Source organism: Pararoseomonas baculiformis, from assembly GCF_017813395.1.
GTDB classification, from domain to species: Bacteria; Pseudomonadota; Alphaproteobacteria; order Acetobacterales; family Acetobacteraceae; genus Roseomonas; species Roseomonas baculiformis.
Genome location: NZ_JAGIZB010000001.1, coordinates 146,605 through 172,766 on the forward strand (window position 1 = coordinate 146,605; position 26,162 = coordinate 172,766).

Here is a 26,162-nt window from a genome sequence, read left to right on the forward strand (position 1 = left end):
CTGGCATAGGCCTCAAACGGGAGGGTGCATGTCGGACCCGCGTCCGATCCTGATCGTGGACGACGACCCGGCGCTGCGCGCCACCCTGTCCGAGCAACTCGCGGTCGAGGGTGAGTTCGCCCCGCGCGAGGCCGGCACCATGGTCGAGGCACGCCAGATCATGCTGGCGGATAGCGCGCGCTTCGATGCCGTGCTGCTCGATATCGGGCTGCCGGATGGCGACGGGCGGGATCTCTGCGCCGAGTTTCGCCGCCAGGGTATCAAAGTGCCCATCATCATGCTGACCGGCGCGGATGCCGAGCAGGACGTGGTGCGTGGCCTCGATTCCGGTGCGAATGACTACATCGCCAAGCCGTTCCGGATCATGGAACTGCTGGCGCGGCTTCGTGCCCAGCTCCGCGGCTTCGACAATTCCGAGGACGCGGTCTTTGTCATCGGGCCGTATACCTTCCGCCCCGCGGCGAAGATGCTTCAGGACCCGGCGCGCAATCGCCGGATCCGGCTGACCGAGAAGGAATGCGCGATCCTGAAGTTCCTCTACCGTGCCGGTGGACGGCCGGTGGGGCGCCAGATCCTGCTGAACGAGGTGTGGGGGTACAACGCCGCCGTCACCACGCACACGCTGGAGACGCATATCTACAGGCTGCGGCAGAAGATCGAGCCGGATCCGGCCACGGCCTCGCTGCTGCTGACGGAAGGGGGCGGCTACCGCCTCGATCCCCAGGCTGGCCGCGCCGCCGCCTGAAGCAGGGCGCCGCAACGAAGAATGAAAGGCCGGGGAGGTTCCCTCCCCGGCCTTTCGCATGTGGTGCTTCCGGCTTCAGCGGCCGGGCGCGGGCTTCGCGGGCAGGGCCGGAAGGGCGCCGCTGGCACGAAGGGCGGGAATGAGGATGGGGCGGACCATGGCGCGGGGCTCCTGGATGGGACGATGAAACGGGGGTGGCGCGGCGCCGGTTTCCGGCTCAGTGCCCGGGCAGCCAAACGCGCATCACCGTGCCCTGCCCGACCGTGCTCTCGATCAGAAGCTGGCCGCGGTGGTGGCCGACGATGTGCTTGACGATGGCCAGGCCCAGCCCGGTCCCGCCGGCGCTCCGGGACCGCCCGGCATCCACGCGGTAGAAGCGCTCCGTCAGGCGCGGGATATGCTCCCGCGCGATCCCTGGCCCGTCATCCGCCACGCGCAGCAGCACGCCCTGCGCCAGCCCGCCCTCCGGCGCCGGGAGCGCACGGACGGACAGCTCCACCGTGCCGCCCTCGCGCCCATGACGCACGGCATTCTCCAGCAGGTTCCGCAGCACCTGGGCAAGCTGGCCCGGATCGGCCGGCACGGCGGTGGCGGGAGCGAGGTCGAGCTTCAGCGTGACGTTCCGGCCGGCCAGGATGGGCGCCATGGCCGCGGCCTCGTCCCGCGCCAGCGCATCGAGCCGCGCCGTTCCCTTCGGCGCCTGGTGCTCCGTCATCTCGATTCGGGAGAGGCCGAGCAGGTCCTCGATCAGCCGGCGCATCCGGTCCGCCTGGTCGGCGATGATGCCGAGGAAGCGGGTGGTCGCCTCCGCATCCCCGGCTGCCGGGCCGCGCAAGGTTTCCACGAAGCCGATGATGGAGGCGAGCGGGGTGCGCAGCTCATGGCTGGCATTGGCCACGAAATCGGCCCGCATCCGCTCCGCCGCCCGGGCCTGGGTGCGATCCGCCAGCACCACCAGCAGCTTTCCGCCATCGGCCAGCGGCGGGTCCAGCGGAAGGACCTGGGTGGAAAGGTCGCGCTCCACCGGCACGGGCAGCACGGCCTCGGCCGATTGCGCCGCGCCCTCCGCCAGGGCGCGGTCCACGGCCCCCGCGATCCGGGGATGGCGCAGGAAGGCGGCCGTATCGGCGGTCCGCCCATCCGGGCCAGTGCCGAAGAAGCGGCAAGCGGCTGCATTGGCGCGCAGCACCCGCCCGTCCTCGGCCAGCACCAGCAGCGGGTCCGGCAGCGCCTCGATGATCGCGGCATCGGCGCGGCGGAGCTTCGTCACCTCCGCTTCCCGCATGGCGAGGCTGCGGGTGAGGCGCGCGGCGGAATCGGCCACGCGGGCGGCCGCCGGCAGCAGCGGCTCACGCGGCGGCGGCGGCTGTCCCTCGGCCGCCGCGCGGAAGTCGGCCTCCAGCCCGGCCAGGGTGACCAGCCAGGCCCGGGCAAGCAGCAGCGAGGCCGTGACGGTGGCCGCCAGGCAGAACAGGATCGCCCCCGCATCCGTGCCGGTCAGCAGCAGGAGCAGGAAGGCGGCGCAGGGCACCCCGCCGATCAGCCCCGCCACACGCAGCAGGGCCGAGCGGGAGAAGGGCGGGCTCAGGACCCGGCGGCGCCGGGCAGCAGCGGCGGCTCCACCATCTGCAGATCGGCGCCCGGGGTCAGGGCGAAGACGGCCAGCCCGCGCTGGACCTGGCCATCCGGCAGCAGCCGGAAGGTGCCGTCGGCGCCCTGCAACGGCTCCCCGACCGGCAGGGCGGCCGGGGCGCGGGGATCGCCGCCCCTCACGCTGCGCAGCGCGGCCGTGGTGGCGTCATAGGCCGTGGCGGCCAGGCGCGGCGGGCGCTCGCCGAAGGCGCTCTGGTAGCGGGCCTCGAAGCCGTTGCGGGCCCCGGGGTCGGGGCCGGGAACCCAGGCGCCGGCCAGGGCGGGTTCGGAGGTCAGCGAGGGATCGCCCGCCCAGAGCACCGTCCCCGCGATCCGCATGGGCGGGCTGGCAAGCCCGGCGCCAGCCAGGGACGCGGCCATCTCCCGCGCCTGGGCGCCGTTTTCAGCCAGGATCAACAGGCCGAGCCCGTCCGGCCCGGCCTGGGCGGCAAGCTGCCCGGCGGCCTGCGAGCGGGACGCGCCGGCGGGATAGGTGACGATGACCGGCGGCGCCATCCCGGCCTCGCGTGAGGCGTTGCGCAGCGACGCCGCGAGCCGGCTGGTGAAGGGCCCGTCCGGCCCGGCCAGCCCGGCGCGGCGGATTCCCGCCCGCTGTGCCGCGGCCAGCAGGCGGCGCACCTGTTGGGCGGGGGTGATGCCGGTCACCCACACGCCGCCGCCGCCCTGGTCCACGTCATTGGTGAAGGCCAGCACGGGCACGCCGGCGGCGCGGGCCTGCCCGGCGGCCGCGGCGGTCTCGGGGCCGGTCAGCGGGCCGACCACCACCCGAGCGCCCTCCGCGATCGCGGAGCGCACGGCCTCGGATGCCCCGCCGGCGGAGCTGGTGGTGTCGCGCGGCACGAGTTCCACGCCCCGCGCACCCGATTCGAACAGGGCAAGCGTGGCGGCGTTCAGCATGGCCGGGCCCAGCGCGCCCTGCGCCCCGCTCATTGGCAGGAGAAGGGCGATCCGGGTGCTGGCGGCAACCGGCGCCTGCGGTGCCGCCATGCTGCCCGCACCCCCGAAGAGCGGAGCGGCGGGCCGGGCGTAATAGCCTTGCGGGGCTTGCGGCGCGCAGGCCGCGAGGCCCACAAGCGCGCCCAGCGCCAGGACGGCGCCGAGGCGGGAGGCGTGCCGTGCAGGGCGAGGAGCATTCGGGCCCGGAGACCGGACAGGATGAGGATCCACGCGAGGCCCCTTCTGGCTATGGCGGAGCGTCCGCCGGACTGGCTCCAGGTTTATGGCTGGTCGCCACCCCCATCGGCAACCTGGGGGACCTTCCACCCCGCGCGGTCGTGACCTTGAGGGCGGCGGATCTGATCCTTTGCGAGGATACGCGGGTGACGGCCCCGCTTCTCGCGCGGCACGGGATCAGCGCCCCGCTCTCCCCCCTGCATGACCACAACGAGGCCGGCGAGGTGCCGCGCCTGCTGGAGCGGCTGCGCGGCGGCGCGCGGCTGGCGCTGGTCTCCGATGCCGGGACGCCGCTGGTGAGCGACCCCGGCTTCCGCCTGGCGCGGGCGGCGATGGAGGCGGGCATCCATGTCTCCGGCGTGCCCGGTCCGAATGCGGCGGTGATGGCGCTGACGCTTTCCGGCCTGCCGCCCCTTCCCTTCCTGTTCATGGGCTTCCTGCCGCCGAAGGAGGGCGCGCGCCGCGAGGCGATCGCCCGGCTGCGGGCCGCGGAGGGGGCCGGGCTTTCCGCCACCCTGGTCTTCTTCGAGGCCCCGCACCGGCTGGCCGAATGCCTGGCCGCCCTGGCGGAGGGCTTCGGCAGCCGCCCAGCTGCCGTGGCGCGGGAGCTGACCAAGCGCTTCGAGGAGGTGCGGCGGGATTCGCTGCCCGCCCTGGCCGCGCATTACGCCGCCCATGCCGCCCGCGGGGAGATCGTGGTGGTGGTGGGCCCGGCCGAGGCGGATGCCCCGAGCGGGGCGGAGGAGGTGGACCGCCGCCTGCGCGAGGCACTGGCCGGCGGCCAGTCCCTGCGCGACGCCGCGGCCATGGTGGCCGCCGCCACGGGGCTGCCGCGCCGGCAGGTCTATGCGCGCGCCCTGGAAATGGGGCGCGACGAAGGCTGAGGCCGGCCCGTTGCCTTGGCCGGCGCCACGGCCTAGCGAGGCCGCCGGAGCTGGAGCGAGGGTGAGTTGAGCGAAGCAGTGGCATCCCCGGCCGTGCGAACCGGGCCGGCGCCGGCCGTGCTGGACGTGCCGGTCATCCTCTTCGCCTTCAACCGGCCGGACTATCTGGAGCGGGTCTGCGAATCCCTGCTGCGGCAGCGCGGCGTCACCCTCGACCAGCGCCGGGTCTTCCTGCTGCAGGACGGCGCCGTCTCGGCCCGAAGCGGCCTTCGCTATGCCGAGGATGCGGAGGTGGAAACCTCCATCGCCGCCTTCCGCAAGCATTTCCCGCGCGGCCAGGTGGCGGCGGCGCGCAGCAATATCGGAATCGCGGCCAATATCCGCCGGGGCGAGGTGCTGGCCTTCGAGGCGCTGGACGCCGACTGCGCCTATTTCTTCGAGGACGACCTGGAACTGGGCCCCGAATACCTGCGGATCATGGGGGAGTTGCGGGCGCTGTCCGACCGCGATGCACGCCTGGGCTATTTCGCCGCCTATGGCGACCACAAGGCGCAGCCGCCGGGGCCCGAGGCCTGGCTGACCATGCTGCAGCACCACTGGGCCTTCGGCCTCAGGCGCGAGCCCTGGCGGCGGCTGCGGGACTGGCTGGCGCCCTATGACCGCATCCTCGAAGGCTCGGACTACGCCTACCGGGACCACCTTGCCATCTTCCGCTGGATGGAGAGCCTGGAGGTGGCGGGCGGCTTCTCCTCCCAGGATGCGGTGAAGACGCTGGGCTGCCACGCGCTGGGCATCGGGCGGGTGATGACCGATGTCTGCTTCGCCCGCTACATCGGCGCCCAGGGCGCATCCTTCCGGGACGAGAAGTTCCGGGAGATGGGCTTCGACCGCATGAACTGGGTGGAGGGGCCGCAGCACCACCTGGCGGCGAGCGTCGATTCCCAGGTGGACGGCATCATCGGCGCCTCCCGCAAGCGGCATGAGCATTACCGCCAGGTGCGGCTGGCCCGGCTGATGGAAGACCAGTTCCGCACCCGGCTGGAGCGCGAGCGCCCCGCCACGCGAGAGGATGTGATCACCCTCTATATGTATCTGCTGGACCGCCTGCCGGAGGATGAGGCGGTGGAGGCACTGGCCGGACGTCATTCGGTGCGGCAGGTCCGGCAGATCCTGCTGACCAGCCGTGAATTCCGTGGCCGCAACCCGATGCCGCCTGAGACGGGCTGATCCCGACGCCGTGACCCGGGGCTTACGCGGGGCGGCGTGACGGCCCAACTTGCACCCTGACGCCGACTCGCGGGCTTCCGCCCCGCCCACGGCAGGCCTGGATGAGGACGCCCCGATGAATGCTCCGATCGATCCCGCGCGGCTGAAGTTCGGCATCGGCCAGCCCGTCTCCCGCAAGGAGGACCCGGTGCTGCTGCGGGGCGAGGGGCGCTACAGCGATGACCTGTCCCTGCCCGGCCAGGTGCATGCGGTGATGGTCCGCAGCCCCTATGCGCATGGAATCATCCGCGGGATCGAGACGGCCGGGGCGGCCGCCATGCCGGGGGTGCTGGCCGTGATCACCGGCCATGACCTGATCGCGGCGGGGATCGGCCCCATGCCCGTCTCGGTCGGCCAGAAGAACCGGGATGGCAGCCCGGCCCGCACGCCCATCCAGCCCGTGCTGACGACGGACAAGGTGCGCTTCGTCGGCGACCCCGTGGCCATGGTGGTGGCCGGGACGGCGAAGGAGGCGCGGGATGCCGCCGAAGCGGTGGCGCTGGAGATCGACCCGCTGCCCGCCGTGACCGAGGCGCGGGATGCCGCCGCGCCCGGCGCGCCGCTTCTCTATGACGACATCCCCGGCAACGAGGTGGTGCATTTCCACTACGGCGATGCCGGGGCTGTCGCGGCCGCCTTCGCGCGGGCGGCGCATGTGACGAAGCTCGCTCTCCGCAACAGCCGCGTCGTCGTCTCCCCGCTGGAGCCGCGCTCCGCCCTCGCGACATTCGAGGAGGGCCGCTACGTCCTGCGCATGGGCAGCCAGGGCGTGTTCGGCATGCGCGGCAATGTCGCCAAGGTCATGGGCGTGGAGGCGAAGGAGCTGCGCATCCTGACCGGCAATGTCGGCGGTTCCTTCGGGATGAAGGCCAGCGTCTATCCCGAATATCCGGCGCTGCTGCATGCCGCGAAGATGCTGGGGCGGCCGGTGAAGTGGACGGATAGCCGCTCGGAAAGCTTCCTCTCGGACAGCCATGGGCGCGACCACGACTTCGAGGCGGAGCTGGCGCTGGATGTGGAAGGGCGTTTCCTCGCCCTCCGGCTCACCGGCTTCGGCAATCTCGGCGCCTATCTGAGCAATGCGACGACGCTGCCCTCCACCATGAACACGGTGAAGAACGTGATCGGCGTCTATCGCACGCCGCTGGTGGAGGTGAGCACGCGCTGCGTCTTCACCAACACCACGCCCGTCGGCGCCTATCGCGGCGCGGGGCGGCCCGAGGGCAACTACTACATGGAGCGGCTGGTGGACACGGCCGCGCGGGAGATGGGGATCGACCGCGTGGAGCTGCGCCGGCGCAACCACATCCAGCCCGACCAGATCCCCTATGACGCGCCTTCAGGCATGCATTACGACAGCGGCGACTTCCCCGCGATCCTCGAGGAGGCGCTGGCCGCGGCGGACTGGGACGGCTTCCCGGCCCGGCGCGCGGAGGCCCGCCGCCGCGGCAAGCTGCGCGGCATCGGCATCGGCCACTATCTCGAGGTGACGGCGCCGCCCAACAAGGAGATGGGCGGCATCCGCTTCGACGAGGACGGGGGCGTGACCATCCTCACGGGCACGCTGGATTACGGCCAGGGCCATGCCTCGCCCTTCGCGCAGGTGCTGGTGGACCGGCTCGGCATCCCCTTCGAGGCAATCCGCCTGCAGCAGGGCGACAGCGACCTGCTGATCGCGGGCGGCGGCACGGGTGGCTCGCGGTCGATCATGGCGACCGGCACCGCGCTTTCCACCGCCAGCGCGCAGGTGATCGAGAAGGGCCGCCGGATCGCCGGCCATGTGCTGGAGGCTTCCGCCGAGGACATCGAGTTCTCCGATGGCCGCTTCGCCATCGCGGGCACGGATCGCGGCATCGGCATCCTGGAACTGGCCGCACAGGCCCGCACCCTGCCGGGGCTGCCGGAGGAGCTGCGCTCCCTCAGCGTCTCCACCACCGACCAGTACGAGGACTCGGCCTTTCCGAACGGCTGCCACATCGCCGAGGTGGAGATCGACGAGGAGACGGGCGAGGCCCAGGTGGTGAACTACGTCACAGTCAACGACTTCGGCGTGCTGGTGAACCCGATGCTGGTCGCGGGCCAGGCCCATGGCGGCATCGTGCAGGGCATCGGCCAGGCCCTGACGGAGCAGACAGCCTATAGCGAGGACGGTCAGCTCCTCAGCGGCTCCTACATGGATTACGGGCTGCCCCGCGCCGGGCACGCGCCCTTCTTCGCCTTCAACAGCCACCCCGTGCCGGCGCGCACCAACGCGATCGGCGCCAAGGGCTGCGGAGAGGCGGGCTGTGCGGGCGCCCTGCCGTCCGTCATGAACGCGGTGGTGGATGCGCTGGCGGATCGTGGCGTGCGGCATGTGGACATGCCGGCCACGCCGCAGCGTCTCTGGTCCATCCTGAACGAAGGGGCTTCGGCATGATCATTCTCGTCACGGGCGCAACGGCGGGCTTCGGCGCCGCCATCTCGCGCCGCTTCGCGCAGGACGGCGCGCGCATCATCGCCGCCGGGCGCCGCGCGGAGCGGCTGGACGCGCTGCGGGATGAGCTGGGCGCCGACAAGGTGCTGCCCGTGGTGCTGGATGTGCGGGACCGCGAGGCGGTGACGCGCGCCGTGGAAGGCCTGCCGGCCGAATGGGCCGAGGTGGATGTGCTGGTGAACAATGCCGGCCTCGCCCGCGGCCTGGCACCGGCCCAGAGCGCGGAGCTGGATGACTGGGATGCGATGGTGGACACCAATGTGAAGGGGCTGATGTACCTGACGCGCGCGGTGCTGCCGGGCATGGTGGCGCGCGGGCGCGGGCATATCGTGAATATCGGCTCCACTGCGGGCGAGTGGCCCTATCCGGGCGGCAATGTCTATGGCGCGACCAAGGCCTTCGTCCGCCACTTCAGCCTGAACCTGCGCGCCGACCTCTATGGCACGCCGGTGCGGGTCACGGATGTCGAGCCCGGGCTGGTGGGCGGCACCGAGTTCAGCAAGGTGCGCTTCAACGGCGACGAGTCCCGCGCCGCCTCGGTCTATGATGGCGCGGAGCCGCTGACGCCGGAGGACATCGCGGATGCGGTACACTGGGTGGCCACGCGCCCGGCGCGGGTGAACATCAACACGCTGCAGGTGATGCCGGTGGCGCAGAGCTTCGGCCCGCTGCGCGTCCACAAGCCGGGGCGCTGAGCCCGGCTCGCCGGGCCGGCCCTTCCCGGGCCGGCCCCTCCAGGACTGGACCAGGGGCCGTTCAGGCGGCCCGCACCTCGGTGAGGAAGTTGCCGACCTCCGCCGAGAGCTTTTCCGAGCTCCGGGAAAGCTCCGCCGCGGCCGCCAGCACCTGGGTGGAGGCGGCGCCGGTCTCGCCGGCATTGCGGCTGACATCGGAGATGTTGCGCGTCACCTCCTCCGTGGCCTGGGCGGTGGACTGCACGGCGCGGGCGATTTCCCCGGTCGCCGCGCTCTGCTCCTCCACGGCGGCGGCGATGCTGACCGTGATGGCGCTGACATCCTCGATGATGGTGGTGATGGCCTGGATCGCCTGAACCGTCTCGGCGGTGGAGGCCTGGATGCCGTTGATCTGGGCGCTGATCTCCTCCGTGGCCTTGCTCGTCGCCTGGGCCAGGCTCTTCACCTCGCTGGCCACCACGGCGAAGCCCTTGCCCGCATCACCGGCCCGCGCGGCCTCGATGGTGGCGTTCAGCGCCAGCAGATTGGTCTGGCCCGCGATGCTGGTGATGAGGTTCACCACCTCTCCGATCTTGGTGGCGGAGGCCGCGAGGCCACGCACCGTGTGATCGGTGTCCCGGGCATTCTGCACGGCGCGGTTGGTCACCTCGGTCGCCTGCGCGACCTGGCGGCTGATCTCGCCGATCGAGGCGGAGAGCTGCTCCGTGGCGGTGGCCACGGTCTGCACGCCGCTGCTGCTGGAACTGGCGGCGCTGGAAACGGTGCCGGCCTGGGAATCGGTCTGCCGCGCGATCTGGGACATGGACTGGGCGGTCGCCTCCAGCTCGGTGGAGGCCGAGGCGAGATGGCCGGTCAGGGACTGGACCGTTCCCTCGAAGCCCTGCACCAGCACGCCCAGCCGCTGCGCCCGCCGCTCCTTCGCCGCCTGCTCCTCCACCTGGGCCGCGGCCAGGCGCCGCGCCTCGATGGCGTTGCGCTTGAAGACATCCAGCGCACGGGCCAGCGCGCCCACCTCGTCACGGCGCGCCTGGCCCTGCACCTCCAGATCCAGGTCGCCGGCGGCCAGCCGCCCCATGTCCTGGGTGATGCTGGAGAGCGGGCGGCTGATCTGGAAGCGCGCGGCCCAGAACAGCATCAGCCCGGCCAGGCCGATGCCGAGCACGCCGCCAATGAGCAGGTCGCGCTTCAGCGCGGCCTGCTGCTCCGCCGAGATCGCCGCCTGCTCCGCCATCTCCCGCCGGTTCGTCTCGGCCAGGGCGACCATGATATCGACGATCTTCTGCCGGGCCTGGCGGGCCGCACCCGAGGAGATGGCGTTGGCCTCCTCCCGCCGGCCCTCCCCCGCCAGGCGGATGACCTGGCCCGCCGCCTGCGAGTAGGCATCCAGTTCGCGCCGGGCTTCCTCCACCCTCGGGCGGCGCTCCGCTTTCGCGATGGCGAGCATCGCGTCCAGCCTCTCCGCGGCTTCGCGCGTCGTGCGGCGGAACAGCTCGGCCCGTTGGGGTATGGCCGCGGGGTCGGATTCGAGGATGGCGTTCTTTTCCTGCACCGCCGCCCGGTTCACCGCCGTGTTGATGTCGAGCGCGCTCACCAGACGCGGCGTGTAGGTCCGGACCAGTTCGGTGTTCAGGGCCGCGACCTGCTGCAGGCCGGCCAGCGCATAGGCGAGGAGCCCCACCGATACCGCGGCCATCAGCCCCGCCGGGATCGCGATCTTCGCCCCGATTTTCAGATTTTCGGCCCAACGGCGCATCGTGCTGTCTGCCCTCTTCCGAGAGGTCGCAGCGCCGGCGGCACATCCGCCGCCGGCGAGGGCGACCGACATCACGATGCCGCCGGTTTACCTAAGCTTCCGTTACGCACCGCCCTCCGCCGCCCCTTGCGGCCGCCGGCGGTCAGCGGAGCAGCACGGGCAGCAGCGCATCCAGGCGCAGGCGGCCTTCCATGGTCGCCTGCAGCCGCCCATCGGGGAGCCAGCGCAGATAGCCCTCCTCCATCAGCGCATCGAGCATCGCGCGATCCACCACCGCGTCGAAATCCAGCCCGCTGCGCCGGGCGATGCGGCCGGGATCGACGCCTTCGGACAGGCGCAGGCCCATCAGCATGGCCTCGCGGCCGCGCTCCACCGGGGAAAGTGGCTCCTCCTCGACCCTGGCGTGGCCGTCGCGCTCCACGCGCTCCAGCCAGATCTCGGGGGCGCGGTGGCGGCGGGTGGCCAGGATCCTGCCATCCAGGGTCAGCCGCTGATGCGCCCCGGCACCGATGCCGAGGTAATCGGCATAGCGCCAGTAGGCGAGGTTGTGGCGGCTCTCCGCCCCCGGCCTGGCATAGTTGCTGACCTCATAGGGCAGCAGGCCGAAGCGGGCGGCCTCCTCGGCCGTGGCGGCATAGAGGGCGGCGGCCTCGTCGCCCTCGGGCAGGCGGAAGGCGCCGCGGGCATGTTCGGTCGCGAAGCGCGTGCCGGGCTCGACCGTGAGCTGGTAGAGGGAGAGATGGTCGGCCGCCAGGGAAAGGGCGCGGCGCAGCTCCTCCCGCCACACCGCCTCGGACTGGCCGGGGCGGGCATAGATCAGGTCGAAGGAGAGGCGCGGGAAGGTGGCGCGGGCGTGTTCCAGCGCCGCCACGGCCTCGTTCGCCGAATGGTTCCGCCCGAGGAAGCCCAGCGAGGCCGCGTCCAGCGCCTGTACGCCGAGGGAGAGGCGGTTCACCCCCGCCGCGCGGAATTCCCGCAGCTTCCCGGCCTCCACGCTGGTCGGGTTGGCCTCCAGCGTGATCTCCAGCTCCGGCCCGGCCTCGAACAGGGCCCTGGCGCGCCCGATCAGGTCCGCCACGGCCTCGGGCGGCATGAGGGAGGGGGTGCCGCCGCCGAAGAAGATGGAGGCCAGCGCGCGGCGGCCGCCATCCCCGCTCCGGGCGCGGGCGGCCTCATGCTCCAGCTCCGCCAGCAGGGCGCGGCCGTGGCGCGCGGCATCCACCCCCGGGCGCACATGGGAGTTGAAGTCGCAATAGGGGCACTTGGCGGCGCAGAAGGGCCAGTGGATGTAGAGGGCGAGCGGCTCCGGGGCCTGCGTGCTCGGCAGCGGGGCGGGCGGGGCCAGGATCTGGGTCTCGGTCACGCGGGGGATATGGTCATGGCAGGGGCACCAGGAAAAGCCGAAGCGGAAGGCGGTTCGGTCGCGCGCGTGCGGGCGGCGCTGCGGGAGGCCGGGCACCCGGACGAGATCCGGGAATTTCCCGAGGGCACGCGCAGCGCGGCCGATGCCGCCGCCGCCGTGGGCTGCACAGTCGGGCAGATCGCCAAATCCGTGGTCTTCCGCGGCGTGGCGCCGGACGGGGCGGAGCGCCCGGTGCTGGTGGTGGCCAGCGGGGCCCATCCCGTGGATCCGGCGAAGCTGGCGGCGCTGACCGGCCTTTCCATCCACCGGGCGGATGGCGCCTGGGTGCGGCAGGTGACGGGCTTCGCCATCGGCGGCGTGGCGCCGCTGGGCCACGCCACCGCGCCTGTGGTGGTGGTGGACGAGGCGCTCTTCGCGCACCAGGCGGTCTGGGCCGCCGCCGGCAGCCCGCGCCATGTCTTCGCCTCCACGGCCCAGGATCTGCTGCGGGTGAGCGGAGGCATCCGCGGCGTGGTGGCGCCGGGCTGAAGCGCGGGTGGGGTGTAGCCAAGCCGGCGCATCGGGAGCAGGAAAGGGCGATAGCCGCCCGGCGGCCCAAGCGGAGTGCCACCCCCCTGTCCGCCTCATCCAACCCGCCCGACGCCGCGCCGGACGGCCTTCCCCTCCCCCGCCGCCACTGGGCCACCGCCGCCGTCGCGCTCGGCATCATGATGTCGGTGATCGACAGCACCATCGGTGGCGCGGCCCTGCCCACCATCGCGCGGGCGCTGAACACCACCCCGGCGAACTCCATCTGGGCCACCAACGCCTACCAGCTGGCCGTCACCGTTTCCCTCCTGCCCCTGGCGGCGCTGGGGGAGATCGTGGGCTACCGGCGCGTCTATCTCTCGGGGATGGTGCTCTTCACCCTGGCCTCCCTGGCCTGCGCCATGGCGACGAGCTTCGAGGGGCTGGTGGCCGGGCGCGCCATGCAGGGCTTCGGCGCGGCGGGTCTGATGAGCGTGAACTCGGCCCTCATCCGCTTCATCCAGCCGCGCGCCGGCCTGGCGAAGGGGCTGGGCTTCAACGCCATGGTCGTCTCCTCCGCCGCCGCGGCGGGCCCCACCGTGGCCGGGCTGATCCTCGGCGTGGCGGACTGGCCCTGGATCTTCGCGGTGAACGTGCCCATCGGCATCGCCGCTTTCGCGATCGGGCTGCGGAACCTGCCCGAGACGCCGCGCGGCCGGCACCGCTTCGACGTGGTCAGCGCCCTTCTCTCCGCCACCACCTTCGGGCTCCTCATCCTGGGGCTGGATTCCCTGGCACATGGCGGCGCGGCCTGGACGGCGCTGCCGCAGGTGGGCATCGGGCTGCTCGCGGGCTTCCTGCTGGTCCGGCGCCAGGCCGGGGTGAAGCGCCCCCTGCTGCCGGTGGACCTGCTGCGGATTCCGGTCTTCGCCCTGTCCATCTGCACCTCGCTCTGCTCCTTCATGGCGCAGAGCCTCACCTTCGCCTCGCTCCCCTTCCTGCTGCAGAGCGGATACGGATTCTCCGTCCTTACCGCCGGGCTGCTGACCACGCCCTGGTTCCTCGCCACCGCCACCGCGGCGCCCCTTTCCGGGCGGCTGATGGACCGGATCCCGGCGGCGGTGCTGGGCGGGGTGGGGCTGGCCATGATGACGGCGGGGCTTGGCCTTCTCGCCGCCCTGCCGGACAACCCGGCGGTGGCGGACATCCTGTGGCGCATGGCCCTCGGCGGCTTCGGCTTCGGCCTGTTCCAGACGCCCAACAACCGCACCATGGTCGGCGCCGCCCCGCCCGAGCGCGCGGGCGGCGCCAGCGGCCTGCTCAGCACCGCCCGCCTGCTGGGCCAGACCACCGGCGCGGCGCTGGTGGGGCTGGTGCTGGGCTGGATGGCCGGCATGCCCGTGGCCGGGCCGAAAACCGCGCTGACCCTTGGCTGCGGCATGGCGGCGCTGGGAGCCTGCGTCAGCCTCCTCCGGCTGCGGACCAAGAGCTAGGCACCCGCGCAGGCGGAGGCGCCCCCTGCCCCTCGCCGTCCGGTGTCCTGGCCTGCGGCGCTGCCGCCGGGGCGCGGAGGGCGGGGCTCAGGAGCGCCCCTTCCGCCCTCCCCGCAACACCCGCGCGATCCCCCGGGCGGCGGCATTGGCACCACCGGCGCCGCGCCGCCGCACGCCCACCGTGCCCGTCCGCCGCGGCGTGGTCAGCTTCGCACCATCCGGGGAGCGGACGAGGTGCAGAGTGCGGTCGTGGAACAGGTCGAGCCCGGGGCGGTGGCCGATGGAGATGAGGGCGCTTTCCGAGAGTTCCTGCTGGAACAGGCCCATCATCGCGTCCTGGTTCGCCTCGTCGAGCGCGGCGGTCGCCTCGTCCATGAAGATCCAGCGCGGCCGGTGCAGCAGCAGGCGGGCGAAGGCGAGGCGCTGCTGCTCGCCGAGGGAGAGGATGCGGTCCCAGCGCTCCTCCTCGTCGAGCCTGCCGGTCAGATGCGCGAGGCCGCAGCGCTGCAGCGCGGCGATGATGGCGGAATCCGAGAACTTCCGGGGCGCGGCGGGATAGGCGATGGCGCCACGCAGCGATCCCAGCGGCAGGTAGGGGCGCTGGGGCATGAACATCATGTGGTCGCGCCGGGGCACGCGCACCTCTCCCGAACCCCAGGGCCAGACGCCGGAAATGGCGCGGAAGAGCGTGGACTTGCCGGTGCCGCTCTCGCCCACGATCAGCACCTTCTCCCCGGCCTCGATCACCGCATTCGCCTCGCCGACCAGGATGTTGCCATCGGCCTGGGCGATCTGGAGGTTCTGGAAGGCCAGCACCTCCCGCCCATCCTCCAGCGGGCCCTCGGTGACGTTGATGCGGCTCTCCTGGTCCAGCAGGTCGGCGGTGTCGAGGCTGTCCTCCAGCGCCGCCACGCGCTCCACATGGGAACGCCAGTCGGCCAGGCGGGGGAAGTTGTCCACGAACCAGTTCAGGGCGCGCGTCACCTCGCCGAAGGCGGAGCCGATCTGCATCAGGACGCCGAGGGTGATGGCGCCGGAGAAGTAGCGTGGGCTGGCCACCAGGATGGGGAAGACGCCGGCGACCATGCCATAGGCGGAGGTGAGCCACATCAGCCGCCGCTCCGTCCGCATCAGGTCCTTCATCACGCTGACCACATGTCCGAAGGAACGGCGCAGCCCTCGGTCCTCATCCGTCTCGCCGCGGATCAGGGCCACGCCCTCGCTGTTCTCGCGGATGCGGATCAGGGCGAAGCGGTGGTCGGATTCGGCCTGGTTGCGGCGGATGTTGATGTCCACCATCGGCCGGCCGATCAGATAGGTGAGCGTGGAGCCGACGATGGCGTAGATCAGGGCCGCGAAGACCATGTAGCCCGGGATCTCGAACTCGTTGCTGCCGAAGGCGACCATCAGCGGGCCGGACAGCGTCCAGAGGATGCCGACGAAGGAGATCAGCATCACCACGGACTGGAAGAGGCCGACGGCCATGTCCACCGCCATGGCCGTGGCCCAGCGCGTGTTCTCGCTGATCCGCTGGTCCGGATTGTCCGCGATGTCGGGCAGGAAGTTCATCTGGTAGTGGCGGCTGCCATCCAGCCAGCGGTTCTGCAGGCGGAAGACCAGCCATTGCCGCCAGCGCAGCTGTAGGAGCTGCCGCACATAGAGCTGGAAGACCGCGACCGACATGCTGGCCGCGGTCAGCAGCAGGAAGGTGCCCATCTGGCCAAAGAAGGCGGCGCGGTCCCGGGCCTCCAGCGCGTTGAAGAAATCGCGGTTCCAGAGGTTGAAGCGCACCTGGATGGCGATCTGGGCCAGGGTCAGGGCGATCACCCCCGCGCTCAGCATCCAGGCGGAGCGCCGCTCGGGGCCCGTGTAGTAGCCGCGGGCTAGGCGCCAGAAGCGGCGCAGGAAGCTGTCGCGGGTGTTGCCGTCCTCGGCTTCCGCTGGCTTGCGCCTGGTTTCATCGGTTCCGGACATGGCGGTCAGGAGGCCTCGCAGCCGAAGGCGCGGGGACGCAGCGTCCGATCCCGATTCATCGTTCCGCCCCCCGGCCGCACGGGCACGAAGACGGAACAGGACTGTGAAGAGGAGGCCACGGCCGTCATTTATTCCTCGGGTTCAGCCGGGGAACGCATGAACAGCGGTTCCGGTTCAGCAGCCTCTCGCCAGCTGAGCATGGTCGCCGGAAAGCGTGCAACCCGGCCACCCCCGGGGGAGAGGGGCGGCCGGGCTTGCCGGGGCAGGGCTGGGGGAGTGAGGCTTCGGGGGCTTGGGGCCTCAGCCGCCCCGGTCAGGCACGCTGGTCAGGCACGCTGGTCAGGCACGCTGGTCAGGCGCCCTGGCGGGTCATGTCGAAGTTGATACCCCCGGCCTGGCTGCCGGCCAGGGGGGTGCGGCCATCGGCCTGGCTCCAGGCACCGGAGGCGGTGGCGCCCTGCGGCACGCGGTCCTGGTCGGCGAAGGAGGGGGCGGCCAGGCCCAGCACCAGGGCGGTGGCGAGGCTCAGCGTGGCGAAGGTCTTGCGCATGGGGGGTCTCCGTTCTCTCTGTCCGGCGGCGCATCGCGCCGCTTCCGTAGCCAAGAGATGCTCCCCGCCCGCCGAACTCTCCAATGCCGACCAGCTATGGTCTCGATGACCGGCGGGAATGGGGGAAAGGGCACCTATCCCCGGCGCGGCGTGCCGCCCTAGGCTTGCCGGATGACCCCTGCCGATCTCGCCCGCGGCACCGCCGAGGCTGCCGCCATCGCCGATTCATGGACAAGGGAGGGCGGGCCCGGAGGGGCGATCGTGCTGTTCGGCCCGGGCGGGCCGGCGGGCGCGGCGGCGGGCGGCCTGGCCAGCCTGGAGCACGGCATCCCCTTCACCCCCGCCACGCCCAGCCGCTGGGCCTCCATCAGCAAGTCCTTCTGCGCGGCCACGGCGGTGCTGGCCGGGTTCGACCTCGCCTCGCCCCTCGGCACGCTGGTGCCGGGCCTGCCGGACGGGATCGCGGCGGTGCGGCTGGAGCAGGCGCTGGACATGACCGGCGCCATCCCGGACCTGATGGAAACGCTCTGGCTTCTGGGCCAGCCCTTCACCGCCAGCCTGTCCGAGACGGAACTCCTGGACCTGTGCCGGCGCCTGCCGGGCACGGGCGGGATGCCGGGCGCCGAGATGGCCTACTCCAACACGGGCTGGCGGCTGGTAGCCGCGGCCTTCGCCGCCATGCGGGGCGAGGAATATGGCCAGGCGCTGCGCCGGCTGGTGCTGGAGCCGCTGGGGCTGGAGGAGGTGGCCTTCCCCGGGGATGAGGCGGTGCCCGTGCCTGGCCTCGCCACGCCCTACTGGCGGGATGGCGGCCGCTGGCGCCGCGGTCGCTACGGCCTGCATTTCTCCCCCTCGGGCGGGCTGGCCGGCAGCGCGGAGGCGCTGGCACGCTGGGGCGCCGCACTGCTTGCCGGGCGCGGGCCGATGCACGGCATGCTCGACCGGCTCTCTGCCCCACGCCCCTTCCCCGATGGCGCGGAAAGCTTCTACCGGCTCGGGCTCTCCACCCAGGAACTCGATGGGCTCGCGCTGGTCGGGCATGGCGGCTCCCTGCCGGGCATCAAGACTCATCTCCTGCTCGCGCCCACGTCCGAATGCGGCGTCGCGCTGATCTCTAACCGCGAGGATACGGATCCGCTCTGGCTCGCCCTGCGGATCATGTCAGCGATGACGGGCCGCGCCCTGCCGCAGCCCGCACGACTGCCGCCCGGGCGCTACGCCGAGGAGCAGGGCGAGGGCTGGGCCGAGGCGGAAGGCGAGACCTTCAGCTTCATGGGCGTCGCCGACCGCCTCTTCGCCGCCCGGGGCGGCGCGCGCACCCTGCCTGCCTATCTCGAGGCCGAGCTTCAGCTCGCGGCGGACGGCGGCATCGAGGGCCGCATCGGCGGCGTGCATCGGCACCTGCTGCCGGTGCCGGACGACACGGTGCTCGATCCCGCCCTGCACGGCCGGTGGCGGAACGCGGCCTTCGGTGTTTCGCTGGAGGTGCGTGCGGATGGAACGGCGCTGCTGCCCGGCATTCATCCGCGCGAGTCCTGCAGGCTGCTTCCGCTGCCCCATGGCCGCGCCGTGGCGGAGCGGTGGCATGGGCCCTGGCGCGCGCGGCCGCTGCTCTGGCTGCAGGAGGATGGAACGCTGCGGCTGGTCTCGCATCGCTCGCGGGTGCTGTCCTTCGAGCGGTGCTGAGCGCCCGCCTCGCCAAACCCTCTTCCCCGCGCGACACTGGCGGCAGAGGAGACTCGCGCATGACCGAGCCGCATTTCGTTCCCGCCACGCCGCAGACCACGCGCATCGGCCAGTTCGATGCTGGCTTTCCGCCCGTGGCGAGCATCGCCGCCGGGGAGCGGGTGGTGCTGCAATGCGTCTCGGGCATGGGCGATGCTGTGCCGGGGCCGGAGAGCGGGATGACGGTGCCGCAGGCCTTGCGCGACATCGCCGCGGCGAACACGGCGGGGCTGACGGGGCACATCATCACCGGCCCGGTGGAGGTGCGCGGCGCGGAGCCGGGCGATGCGCTGCGGGTGGAGATCGAACGGATCGAGCTGGGCACGGATTGGGGCTTCTGCGGCTTCCGTCCGCTCATGGGCACGCTGCCGGAGGATTTCCCCTTCCGCCGCATGCTTCATATCCCGGTGGATCAGGCGGCCAAGACCTGCGTGCTGCCCATGGGCGGCGGCATCAAGCTGGATCTGGCGCCCTTCTTCGGCGTGATGGGCGTGGCGCCGCCACCCGAATGGGGCCGCATCTCCACCAAGGAGCCGCGGGCGCATGGCGGTAACCTGGACAACAAGGAACTGGTGGAAGGCACCACGCTATGGCTGCCCGTGCATGTGCCGGGCGCGATGTTCTCGGCCGGTGACGGCCATGGCGTCCAGGGCGATGGCGAGGTGTGCATCAACGCGCTGGAGACCAGCCTGACCGGCACCTTCGGCCTGCATGTTGAGAAGGGCGGCGGGGCGCGCGACCCGATCCTGCGCTTCCCGCGCGCGGAGACGCCCACGCACTTCATCACCATGGGGATGAACGAGGATCTGGACCTCGCCATGAAGCAGGCGCTGCGCGAGATGATCGCGTTCATCGCATCGCGCACGAATCTCTCGCCCGCGGATGCCTACCAGTTCTGCTCGCTCGCGGTAGATTTCCGCGTGACGCAGACCGTGAACGGCGAGAAGGGCGTGCACGGGATGTTGAGGAAAGGATTACTCTTCTGACGCCGTGTGAAGTCGGCGCATCAAGGGGCTGATCGGACGCGCTGCACGAATCCTGTCCACAGACATGCCCACATATCCGTCCACAAGTTTTCGTGCGCCGCATCTTGTGGGACGGCAACCCGCTGACCTACCGTATCTTGTATCGACGTTGACGGGGGTAGGGGCATGGACTGGTCAGCGGAAGCGATCGAAACACTCAGGGCACTCTGGGCGGAAGGACACTCCACCGCCGAGATCGGCCGGCGCATGGGCATTTCGAAGAATGCCGTGGTGGGCAAGGCGCATCGCCTGCACCTGCCGGCGCGCCCGAGCCCGATCCAGCGCGAGCAGGCGGCCGCCTCCGCCTCGTCGCGTCCCTCCGCCGCACCGGCGGTGGTGAGCACGCCCGCGCCGCGCCCTGCCGCGCCGGCGGTTGTACCCGCCCCGGCGGCGACAGCCGCGCCAGCGGCCACCGCGGTACCGCCGCGTGCGCCGTCACGCGCCGCGGCACCGCCCGCGCAGGTGCGGCCTTTCCAGCGCAGTTCCGCGCGCAGCTGCTGCTGGCCGATCGGCGAGCCCGGCACGCCGGATTTCCGCTTCTGCTCCGCGGAAGCCTTCGCCGGAAAGCCCTACTGCCTCGAGCACGCCTCGGTGGCCTATGTGAAGGCGCGCGACCGGCGCGAGGACGCGGCCTGACCATTTGCGTCGCGCGGCATTCGCCGCGCGGATTGATGGCCGGATGGTGACGTTCAGGGGGAACGCCGCCATCCGGCCATCGCGTATCAGCCAGGCGGGACTTGTGCCTGGCGTATCGGCCTGCCCAGCGGCGCGGCGCCAAGGAAGGCACCGGCCATCAGCACCGCCGCCGCGATCAGGAAGGCCGTGCCGATGAAGGGGATGACGGCCTCCTCACCCACCGAAAGCGCGTAGACGCTGCCGAAAAAGATCGGCGAGGCCACGCCGGCGATGCTCGAGACGCTCATATTCGCGCCCTGCAGCTGGCCCTGTTCGCGCTCCGAGACGAGCCCCGTCATCAGCGCCTGCAGCGTGGGCATGGCCAGGCCCCAGAGCGCGTTGGGAAGCATCGCCAGCACGAAGATCCAGCCATTGGGGGCCAGCCCCATCGCGGCGATGCCGAGCGCGCCGAAGACGAGGCCGATGATCATGGTGCGCCGGTCGCCATAGTGCTTCGTCACGCGCCCGACGAGCAGCCCCTGCACGGCTGCATCCAGCGCGCCCACGAAGGAGAGGAGGATGCCCACCTCCCACAGTGACCAGCCATAGCGCTGCCCGGCATAGAGCACGAAGACCGCCGAGAAGACGTGGTGCGCGAAGTGCAGCAGGAAGTTCACCCCGGCCAGCACCCCCAGATCCCGGCTGCGCGCGAGCATCCGGAAGGCACCGAAGGGATTGGCGCGCTTCCAGGAAAAGCCCATGCGCCGCTCGGGCGGCAGGGATTCCGGCAGCACGAGCCAGCCATAGAGGAAGGCCAGCCCGCTGAGCGCCGCGGCGAGCCAGAAGGGTGCGCGCGGCGAGATCTCGCCCATCACCCCGCCCAGCAGCGGCCCGGCGACGAAGCCACCGGAAAAGGCGGCGCCGATCAGCCCATAGGCCCTGGCACGGTTCTCCGGTGCCGTGATGTCGGCCATGTAGGCATAGATCGTGGTGAAGCTGGCCGAGGTGACGCCGGCCAGGATGCGCCCCAGGGCCAGCCACCACAGGTTCGGCGCCACGGCCATCAGCACATAGTCGATGGCCAGGCCCGCGGTGGAGAGCAGCAGCACCGGGCGCCGCCCGTAGCGGTCCGAGATGGAGCCGATGACGGGCGAGGCAAGAAACTGCATCGCCGCCCAGAGCGCGACGAAGGCGCCGTTGATCACCCCGGCGCGGGCATTGGACCCGGCGAATTCCTCGATCAGCTTCGGCAGGACGGGGATGACGATCCCCATCGCGATGATGTCGAGGACAGCGGAGACGAGAATGAAGATGATCGCGGCCTTGTGGCCCGCGAGGATGGAGAACGGCATGACGTGATGATCCTACGGCCCGATGACGGGCCGGCATGCGGGAGCGTGACGCACGGATGGCGGGTGATGTGCCCGGCCCGTTCCACGGGCCGGCGGGTCAGAAGACGACCACAATCTCCGACATGGATCTCTCCATCTCGCGCGGCGGATGGCGCCGCGCAGGGCGCGGGTGATAGGCGGGCCGGACATGCGGAGTCAACGACCGCCAGCCCAGCTGTTCCCGCGCCCGGAACCGTTCAGTGATGGCGCGTTCCGGCCCCGGTGGAGCGGGCGCTAAAGAGCGTTCCTGCCACCGAGGTCCCCTAGCCAGCCTGATCTCTCGCGAAGGCGGCTTGTCCGCCCAGTCAGCCCACGCACAGTCAGCCCATTCCCCGCCCGCCGATCAGGCGCCGCCGCAGCTTGCCGCCGATCCAGTCGATGATGCCGACGGTGATCACCATCAGGATGATGATGAAGGCCACCTCGTCCCAGTGGCGCACCTTGATGCGCTCGGCGATCTGCAGGCCGATCCCGCCCGCCCCGACCACGCCGAGAATGGAGGCGGAGCGGGTGTTGCTCTCGAAGAAATACAGCGCCTGGGCCAGCATCACCGGCAGCACCTGGGGCAGGATGCCGAAGCGCACCGCCATCAGCCGCGACCCGCCGGCCGCCACCACGCCCTCCGCCTGGCGCCGCTCAGCGTTCTCGATCGCCTCGGCATAGAGCTTGGACAGGGTGGCGAGGTCCGAGACGAACAGCGCCAGCACCCCCGCCAGCGGACCGAGCCCGACCGCGCGCACGAAGGCCAGCGCCCAGATGAGCTGGTCCACGCCGCGAAGCCCATCGAAGACGCGGCGCAGGGAGAAGCGCAGCAGGGTGGACGTGACGATGTTGCGGGCGCCGAGGAATCCGAGCGGGACGGCGACGACCGCGGCCAGCACCGTGCCAAGGAAGGCCATGGCCACGCTCTCGGCGATGCCGCGCAGGATGTCCCCCCACAATTCGCCCGGGGAGGGCGGGATCATCAGCCGGATAATGGTGAAGAGGCCGGAGAGCCCGTTCCACAGCCTCTGCGGCGTGATGTCGAAGAGCCAGAGCGCCCAGGCCAGCCAGGCGAGGAACACCGCCCCGCCCGCGATCCGCCAGGCGCGCTGCGCGGGCGAAGGCCCGAAGGCACGCGGCAACCGCGCCTTCCAGCGGGCCACTTCGGCGGCGCTCATGCCCGGCGAGACCTTCGCTTCGCTCATGCCTGGCGTGACCTTCGCTTCGCTCATGCCCGGGCATCCCCGGCAAGGCGGCGCCGCACGGCTTCGGACAGCAGGTCGATCATGGCCACCACCACCACGATCAGCACGATGATGGCCGAGATCTCCTCGTAGTAGTTCTGGGAGATGACGAGATAGAGCTCCTGCCCGATGCCGCCCGCGCCGACGAAGCCGATCACGCTGGCGCCGCGCACATTGATCTCGAAGCGCAGCAGCAGGTAGCTGACCATGTTCGGCGCCACCTGCGGCAGCATGGCGAAGCGGCAGGCCTGGGCCCAGCTTCCACCCGCGGCGCGCACCCCGTCCCACGGCCCCATATCGGCGTTCTCGATCGCCTCGGCGAAGAGCTTGCCCAGGGCACCCGTGGTGTGCAGCGCGATTGCGATGATGCCCGCCAGCGGCCCCACGCCGAAGGCCCAGACAAGGATCAGCGCGTAGACGATCTCCGGCACCGTTCGCATCGCTTCCAGCCCGCGCCTTGCCAGGCGGTAGGACCAGGGGCCGGGCGCGGCATTGCGCGCGGCCAGGAAGGACAGAAGCAGCGCCACCACCCCGCCCCCCAGCGTGGCCAGCGCGGCCATGTTCGCCGTCTCGACCAGCAGCAGCGCCCACTTGTCCAGCCGGTAGAACCAGAAGGCGATGCTGCCCTCCGTCTCCCATCCCGCAAGGAGCGTGGCCCAGCGGAGATCGGGCAGGAGGCGCGCGAAGTAATCCCCCGCGCGCGGCAATCCGGCGGCAAGCGCGGCGGGGTGGAACTCGCTCATCCAGGCGCTGGCCAGCAACGCGGCGGCAAAAAGGGCGAGGCCCAGCAGCAGCCGCGCGCGCTTCGCCCGGCGCGCCGCCTGGAAGGCTGCCTCGCCGCGCGCGATGGCGGGGGACAGCGCGAGGCTCAGTTCCGCCTCCGGCGCTCCGCCGCCTCCTCGCGCCGCATGTCGATCAGAAGCTGGAAGGCCTCGTGGCCCACCTCCCGGTAGCCCGTGCCGCCACCGCGCTCGATGGCGCGGTAGATGTCGGGATGCGCCCGGGGCAGCGCGAGGTGGAAAAGGCGGATATCCTCCTTGAAGGCGTCGGGCAGCGCGCGGCGGGCCATGAGCGGGCCATAGATCACCGGCTCCGTCTGCCAGACGATCCGGAGGTCACGCATGGTGACCATCCCTTTCTCCACCATGGTGTGGAGATTCCCGCGGGAATAGCCAGCGGCCGGATCGCCCTGGCCGGAGGCCCAGGTGAAGGCGGCGTCGTATTGCCGTTGCAACACCGCCACCACCGCCTGCTCATGCCCGCCGGCGAAGCCCGTGCGGCCGAAATAGGTGTTGGGGTCGATCCCCGCCCGCCGCAGCGCGAAGCGCGGGATGAGGTAGCCCGAAGCGGAGTTCGGATCGGGCCAGGCGAGCGACTTCCCGCGCATGGCCTGGAGGTCCGCGATGCCCGAATCCGCCCGCGCCACCATGACCCCGACATAGGAGATGGAGCCATCCTCCTGCTCCGCCACCAGAAGCGGCTCCACCCCGCCATTCGTCTCCACCCAGGCGGCGGCATAGACCGCGGGGCTGACGGCGGCGAGGTCGAGCTGCCCCGCGGCGAAGGCCTGCACCACCCCGGCATAGTCGCTGGCGGGGAAGAGGCGCACGGACACGCCGAAGCTCTCCTCCAGCAGCTTGCGGTATCCCTCGTAGCGGCCGAGGCGATCGGCCTCGTTCTCGCCACCGATCAGGCCGATGCGGATCTGCGGCACCTGCGCCGCCCAGGCGCGGCGCCCAGGCGCGGGAAAGACGAGGCCCGGATCGGCGCTGCGGCGCTGCGCCAGGGCCGGGCCGGCGACGAAGGCAAGGGGCAGCCCGAGGGCATTCCGGCGGGTCAGCATGGTCACCGCCTCCGGCGACGCTCGGCCGCCTCCTCTTCGCGCAGCTTCACCACCAGGGCGTAGTCGGCATGGGTGACGGTACGGAAGCCGGTGCCGCCACCCCGCTCGATGCCCTCATAGATCGCGCGATGCGTGTTGGGCAGCGCCAGAAAGAAGCGGCGCATGTCCTCCTTGAAGCTCTCGGGCAGCTCGGCGCGGCAGGCGATGGGTCCGGCGGGGATGGGATCGCTCTTCCAGATCACGCGCAGGTCGCGCATGTCGAGCATGCCCTTCTCCACCATCACCCGCAGCGCGCCGCGGGAATAGCCGGCGGCGGCATCCCCCTGCCCCGAGGCCCAGGTGCAGCCGGCGTCATATTGCCGGTGCAGCACCGCCACCACGGCCTGCTCATGTCCGCCCGCGAAGCCCGTGCGGGAGAAATAGCTGGACGGCTCGATCCCCGCCGCCCGCAATGCCGCGCGCGGGGCGAAATAGCCGGAGGTGGAGGCGGGATCGGCCCAGGCGAGGGACTTGCCGCGCATGCCCTGGAGATCGGTGATGCCGGAGTCCGTGCGCACCACCATCACCGCCACGTAGCCGAGCGAGCCGTCATCGCCTTCCGCCGCGACCAGCGCCTCGATCGCGCCCCGGGTGTCGATCCAGGTGCCGGCGTAGTTGGCGGCGCCCATCTGCGCCATCTCGATCCGCCCGGCGGCGAAGGCCTGGCCCACGCCCGCGAAATCCGCGGCGGGATAGAGGCGGACGGGGATCCTGAAGGTCTCCTCCAGCAACTGCCGGTAGGGCTCGTTGCGCGCCAGCCGGTCCGTCTCGTTCTCTCCGCCGGAAATACCGATGCGCAGCACGGGGATGGCATCGGCCCAGGCGCGGCGGCCCGGCTCGGGGAAGGTCAACCCGGGATCGGCGCTGCGCCGGGGTTGCGCCTGGGCGAGAGCGGGAAGCGGCGCCGCGCTGGCGGCCAGGGTGGCAAGAAGGGTGCGGCGGGTCGGCATGGGCGTTCCTGTCAGGCGGCGGAGGGCTGGGGCGTCTCGGCCTCCAGCGCCTCCTCCGGCACGCCATAGATGGCTTCCACCCGCTCCGGTGTCAGCGCATCGGGCGGGCCGTCGAAGACCACGCGCCCGGCCTGCATGGCGATGATGCGGCCGCAATAGCGGCGCGCGGTGTCCAGGTGGTGCAGGTTCACCAGGACGGTCAGCCCGTCGCGCCGGTTCACGTCGCGCAGCGCCTCCATCACCACCCGCGCATTGCGCGGATCGAGGGAGGCGATGGGTTCGTCCGCCAGCAGCAGGCGCGGCTCCTGCAGCATGGCGCGGGCGATGGCCACGCGCTGCTGCTGCCCGCCCGAGAGCGTGTCGGCGCGCTGCAAGGCCTGTTCCGCCAGATCGAAGCGGTCCAGCGCATCCAGCGCCATGGCGCGCTCCTCGGCGGAGAAGCGGAGCAAAAGGGAGTTCAGCGTGGCGAGCGGGCCGGGCCGGTGGTTCAGCCGCCCGACCAGCACATTGGTCAGCACGTCCAGCCGTTGGATGAGGTTGAACTGCTGGAAGATCATGGCGCAGCGCGTGCGCCAGCCCCGCAGCGCCCGGCCGCGCAGCGCGGTGACATCGGTGCCGTCATGGAGGATCTGGCCCGATGTCGGCTCGGTCAGGCGGTTGACCATGCGCAGCAGGGTGGACTTGCCCGCGCCGGAACGGCCGATGATGCCCACCATCTGGCCCTGGGGAATGGCCAGGGTAACGCCGTCAACCGCGGCACGCTCGCCGAACCGGCGGGTGAGGTTCTTGAGTTCGAGCATCCGGGGCCCTGTCTCTGCC

22 protein-coding genes are annotated in these 26,162 nt (G+C 71.7%); 10 read left to right on the forward strand and 12 right to left on the reverse strand.

Translation table 11 applies throughout. From position 1 onward, the window contains the following. Window positions 1-28 precede the first annotated feature (28 nt). Window positions 29-745: a response regulator transcription factor gene (locus tag J8J14_RS00665; protein ID WP_209377491.1), complete on the forward strand. Its 717-nt coding sequence runs from the start codon at window positions 29-31 to the stop codon at window positions 743-745. Between the two features lie 217 nt (window positions 746-962). Here the strand turns inward: J8J14_RS00665 and J8J14_RS00670 are convergent, their stop codons facing one another. Both J8J14_RS00670 and J8J14_RS00675 read right to left on the reverse strand, forming a co-directional pair. Continuing rightward, a complete protein-coding gene (locus J8J14_RS00670; RefSeq protein WP_342452357.1) occupies window positions 963-2,297 on the reverse strand; it encodes an ATP-binding protein in 1,335 nt (444 codons plus the stop codon). Window positions 2,298-2,329: 32 nt separating this feature from the next. Then, complete coding sequence (locus tag J8J14_RS00675) at window positions 2,330-3,565, reverse strand: penicillin-binding protein activator (RefSeq protein ID WP_342452358.1); 1,236 nt, start codon at window positions 3,563-3,565, stop codon at window positions 2,330-2,332. Here J8J14_RS00675 and rsmI point away from each other — a divergent pair. The 4 genes from rsmI (at window position 3,514) to J8J14_RS00695 (ending at window position 8,889) form a co-directional block, all read left to right on the forward strand. Beyond that, on the forward strand, window positions 3,514-4,455 hold the full coding sequence (rsmI, locus tag J8J14_RS00680) for a 16S rRNA (cytidine(1402)-2'-O)-methyltransferase (protein WP_209377493.1): 942 nt from the start codon (window positions 3,514-3,516) through the stop codon (window positions 4,453-4,455). The genes J8J14_RS00675 and rsmI overlap by 52 nt on opposite strands. Window positions 4,456-4,521: 66 nt before the next feature. Next, a complete protein-coding gene (locus tag J8J14_RS00685) occupies window positions 4,522-5,682 on the forward strand; it encodes a glycosyltransferase family protein (RefSeq protein WP_245215217.1) in 1,161 nt (386 codons plus the stop codon). Between the two features lie 115 nt (window positions 5,683-5,797). Next, entirely contained in the window at window positions 5,798-8,137 is a 2,340-nt protein-coding gene (locus tag J8J14_RS00690; RefSeq protein WP_209377494.1) for a xanthine dehydrogenase family protein molybdopterin-binding subunit, read from the forward strand. Further along, complete coding sequence (locus tag J8J14_RS00695; protein ID WP_209377495.1) at window positions 8,134-8,889, forward strand: SDR family oxidoreductase; 756 nt, start codon at window positions 8,134-8,136, stop codon at window positions 8,887-8,889. The genes J8J14_RS00690 and J8J14_RS00695 overlap by 4 nt, the downstream gene beginning before the upstream one ends. A gap of 61 nt (window positions 8,890-8,950) precedes the next feature. Here J8J14_RS00695 and J8J14_RS00700 read toward each other — a convergent pair whose 3' ends face one another. Both J8J14_RS00700 and hemW read right to left on the reverse strand, forming a co-directional pair. Next, a complete protein-coding gene (locus J8J14_RS00700; RefSeq protein ID WP_209377496.1) occupies window positions 8,951-10,642 on the reverse strand; it encodes a methyl-accepting chemotaxis protein in 1,692 nt (563 codons plus the stop codon). A gap of 142 nt (window positions 10,643-10,784) precedes the next feature. Further along, complete coding sequence (gene hemW, locus J8J14_RS00705; protein WP_342452359.1) at window positions 10,785-12,005, reverse strand: radical SAM family heme chaperone HemW; 1,221 nt, start codon at window positions 12,003-12,005, stop codon at window positions 10,785-10,787. Between the two features lie 15 nt (window positions 12,006-12,020). Between hemW and J8J14_RS00710 the strand changes: the two genes are divergently transcribed. After that, a complete protein-coding gene (locus tag J8J14_RS00710) occupies window positions 12,021-12,533 on the forward strand; it encodes a YbaK/EbsC family protein (protein WP_209377497.1) in 513 nt (170 codons plus the stop codon). A gap of 179 nt (window positions 12,534-12,712) precedes the next feature. Beyond that, window positions 12,713-14,005 carry an MFS transporter gene (locus J8J14_RS00715; RefSeq protein WP_408895396.1) on the forward strand — a complete coding sequence of 431 codons (1,293 nt, stop codon included), beginning with the start codon at window positions 12,713-12,715 and terminating at the stop codon, window positions 14,003-14,005. Between the two features lie 87 nt (window positions 14,006-14,092). Here J8J14_RS00715 and J8J14_RS00720 read toward each other — a convergent pair whose 3' ends face one another. Then, on the reverse strand, window positions 14,093-15,979 hold the full coding sequence (locus J8J14_RS00720; RefSeq protein WP_209377498.1) for an ABC transporter ATP-binding protein/permease: 1,887 nt from the start codon (window positions 15,977-15,979) through the stop codon (window positions 14,093-14,095). A gap of 352 nt (window positions 15,980-16,331) precedes the next feature. Further along, window positions 16,332-16,529 carry a hypothetical protein gene (locus J8J14_RS00725; protein WP_209377499.1) on the reverse strand — a complete coding sequence of 66 codons (198 nt, stop codon included), beginning with the start codon at window positions 16,527-16,529 and terminating at the stop codon, window positions 16,332-16,334. 171 nt (window positions 16,530-16,700) lie between these two features. Here J8J14_RS00725 and J8J14_RS00730 point away from each other — a divergent pair, with 171 nt between their 5' ends. The 3 genes from J8J14_RS00730 (at window position 16,701) to J8J14_RS00740 (ending at window position 19,915) form a co-directional block, all read left to right on the forward strand. Then, the gene (locus J8J14_RS00730) at window positions 16,701-18,215 is read left to right on the forward strand and encodes a serine hydrolase domain-containing protein (protein ID WP_209377500.1); all 1,515 of its coding nucleotides are present in this window, start codon (window positions 16,701-16,703) and stop codon (window positions 18,213-18,215) included. A gap of 59 nt (window positions 18,216-18,274) precedes the next feature. After that, window positions 18,275-19,240 (forward strand): acetamidase/formamidase family protein, encoded by a 966-nt coding sequence (locus tag J8J14_RS00735; RefSeq protein WP_209377501.1) that lies wholly within the window; start codon window positions 18,275-18,277, stop codon window positions 19,238-19,240. Window positions 19,241-19,405: 165 nt separating this feature from the next. Then, complete coding sequence (locus tag J8J14_RS00740; RefSeq protein WP_209377502.1) at window positions 19,406-19,915, forward strand: GcrA family cell cycle regulator; 510 nt, start codon at window positions 19,406-19,408, stop codon at window positions 19,913-19,915. 86 nt (window positions 19,916-20,001) lie between these two features. Here the strand turns inward: J8J14_RS00740 and J8J14_RS00745 are convergent, their stop codons facing one another. From J8J14_RS00745 to phnC, 6 genes are all read right to left on the reverse strand, one after another. Then, on the reverse strand, window positions 20,002-21,246 hold the full coding sequence (locus J8J14_RS00745) for a TCR/Tet family MFS transporter (RefSeq protein ID WP_209377503.1): 1,245 nt from the start codon (window positions 21,244-21,246) through the stop codon (window positions 20,002-20,004). Between the two features lie 359 nt (window positions 21,247-21,605). Next, window positions 21,606-22,499 carry a phosphonate ABC transporter, permease protein PhnE gene (gene phnE, locus J8J14_RS00750; protein ID WP_245215218.1) on the reverse strand — a complete coding sequence of 298 codons (894 nt, stop codon included), beginning with the start codon at window positions 22,497-22,499 and terminating at the stop codon, window positions 21,606-21,608. Continuing rightward, the gene (phnE, locus tag J8J14_RS00755) at window positions 22,496-23,383 is read right to left on the reverse strand and encodes a phosphonate ABC transporter, permease protein PhnE (protein WP_209377748.1); all 888 of its coding nucleotides are present in this window, start codon (window positions 23,381-23,383) and stop codon (window positions 22,496-22,498) included. Before phnE (J8J14_RS00755) ends, phnE (J8J14_RS00750) begins: the two co-directional genes overlap by 4 nt. Further along, window positions 23,380-24,354, reverse strand: a complete 975-nt coding sequence (gene phnD / locus J8J14_RS00760; protein ID WP_209377504.1) for a phosphate/phosphite/phosphonate ABC transporter substrate-binding protein — start codon at window positions 24,352-24,354, stop codon at window positions 23,380-23,382. Before phnD (J8J14_RS00760) ends, phnE (J8J14_RS00755) begins: the two co-directional genes overlap by 4 nt. A 2-nt stretch (window positions 24,355-24,356) precedes the next feature. After that, a complete protein-coding gene (phnD, locus tag J8J14_RS00765; protein WP_209377505.1) occupies window positions 24,357-25,343 on the reverse strand; it encodes a phosphate/phosphite/phosphonate ABC transporter substrate-binding protein in 987 nt (328 codons plus the stop codon). Between the two features lie 11 nt (window positions 25,344-25,354). Further along, the gene (gene phnC, locus J8J14_RS00770) at window positions 25,355-26,143 is read right to left on the reverse strand and encodes a phosphonate ABC transporter ATP-binding protein (RefSeq protein WP_209377506.1); all 789 of its coding nucleotides are present in this window, start codon (window positions 26,141-26,143) and stop codon (window positions 25,355-25,357) included. Window positions 26,144-26,162 lie beyond the last annotated feature (19 nt).